The sequence below is a fragment of the Janthinobacterium sp. AD80 genome (assembly GCF_002878455.1).
In the GTDB taxonomy this organism is placed as follows: Bacteria; Pseudomonadota; Gammaproteobacteria; order Burkholderiales; family Burkholderiaceae_D; genus Janthinobacterium.
In genome coordinates this window covers 1-1,822 of the sequence record NZ_NRDQ01000303.1, presented here as the reverse complement: position 1 = coordinate 1,822, position 1,822 = coordinate 1, and the positions used below count along the sequence as shown (strand labels likewise).

At 69.3% G+C, this 1,822-nt stretch carries 2 protein-coding genes; one reads left to right on the top strand and one right to left on the bottom strand.

Features of this window, described 5'->3' with window-relative positions:
* Window positions 1-742: aldo/keto reductase (locus tag JaAD80_RS28945; protein ID WP_102299632.1), on the bottom strand; the 742-nt coding region annotated here is incomplete at its 3' end.
* A gap of 100 nt (window positions 743-842) precedes the next feature.
* On the opposite strand from JaAD80_RS28945, the gene JaAD80_RS28940 reads away from it, so the two are divergent.
* Entirely contained in the window at window positions 843-1,727 is an 885-nt protein-coding gene (locus JaAD80_RS28940) for a LysR family transcriptional regulator (protein ID WP_102299631.1), read from the top strand.
* Window positions 1,728-1,822 lie beyond the last annotated feature (95 nt).

Sequence of the window (1,822 nt, the reverse complement as noted above, 5' to 3'; positions counted from 1 at the left end):
GGTGCGCGTTGGCGGCCATCGCCGGCGGCTGGAAGCGGGGCAAGCTGTGGCGGTAGTCGTCCGCTGCCAGGGTGGCGCTGGACGCGAGCTGGCCCGTCAGGAAGCCACGGCCCAGCGGGCTGTAGGGCACGAAGCCGATGCCGAGCGCGCGGCAGGCGGGCAGCACCTCGGTTTCCACGTCGCGGCTCCACAGCGAGTATTCGGACTGCACGGCGGCGATCGGATGCACGGCGTGGGCGCGGCGCAGGGTGGCGGCCGACACTTCCGACAGGCCCAGGTGGCGCACCTTGCCGGCCCGCACCAGACCGGCCATGGCGCCCACCACGTCTTCGATGGGCACGGCGGGGTCCACGCGGTGCTGGTACAGCAGGTCGATGCACTCGATGCCGAGCCGCGACAGCGATGCTTCCACGGCCCGCACGATGTGTTCCGGGCGGCTGTCGACACCGGCCATGCGTTGCACGCCCTGGCCGTGCGGCAAGATCTTGAAGCCGAACTTGGTGGCGATCTGGACCTTGCCGCGCAGTTCCTTCAGGGCGCGGCCTACCAAGTCCTCGTTGGCGTAGGGGCCGTAGACTTCCGCCGTATCGATCAGGGTCACGCCCAGTTCCACGGCGCGCTGCAGCACGCGCAGCGAGGTGGCCTCGTCCGCGCCGCCATAGGCAAAGCTCATGCCCATGCAGCCCAGGCCGATCGGTGCCACGCGCAAGCCCGCGTTACCCAGTGTTCTGTGATTGTCCATCGCATTCCTCGTAAAAGTTGGAACACACAGTATGGCCGGGCGCACAGCATGCGATAAGATCGCTTATCCTGCATGCATTGCTGAATGAAACTCATGAATAATGGCTGACCTGAACGAATTGACGGCCTTTGCCGCCGTCGCCCGCCTGCGCAGTTTTCGCCAGGCGGCGCTGGAGCGGGGCGTGTCCGCCTCCGCCCTCAGCCATGCGCTGCGCGCGCTGGAAGAGCGCCTGGGCGTGCGCCTGCTGAACCGCACCACGCGCAGCGTCACGCCGACGGAGGCGGGGCAGATGCTGCTGGCGCGGCTGGCGCCGGCCATGCGCGAAATCGACGATGCCTTGCTCGACCTGAGCGCCTTGCAGGATGTGCCTGCCGGCAGGCTGCGCCTGAACGTGCCCCGTCCCGCCGCGCGGCTGCTGCTGGCGCCCATGCTGGCCAGTTTTGTGACGCGCTATCCGCGCGTACAGGTGGAAGTGGTCACGGATGACGGCATGATCGATATCGTGCGCGACGGGTTCGACGCGGGCATCCGCTTCGGCGAGCAAGTGGCGGCCGACATGATCGCCGTGCCCGTGGGCGCGCCGCAACCGTTCGTGGTGGTGGCCTCGCCCGCCTATTTGCAGGCGCATGGCGCACCAGGCACGCCGCGCGACTTGCTGGGCCACGCCTGCATAGGCCGGCGCTTTCCCAGCGGGCGCCAGTATGCGTGGGAGTTCGGGGCGGCGGGCGAGAGTGTCAGCATCGCCGTCGGCGGGCCGCTGGTGTTCGACGACGATGCGCTGATGCTGGGCGCGGCGCGCGATGGCGCGGGACTCGCGTATGTGTACGCAGCCGATGCGCACGCCGATATCGCGGCAGGGCGCCTGGTGTGCGTGCTGCAGCATTGCCTGCCGCCGCCGTCGCGCTACTTCCTGTATTACCCGAGCCGGCGGCAGATGCCGGCCGTGCTGCGCGCGTTTGTCGACCTGCTGCGCACGCCCGCGTAGTCAGGCGCTGTGCTGCGGCGCGTCTTGCTCCACCGGCCACTTGATGGTGAACAAGCTGCCGCCCGCCTTGGCGCGCGTGCAGACGCGCCGCCGCC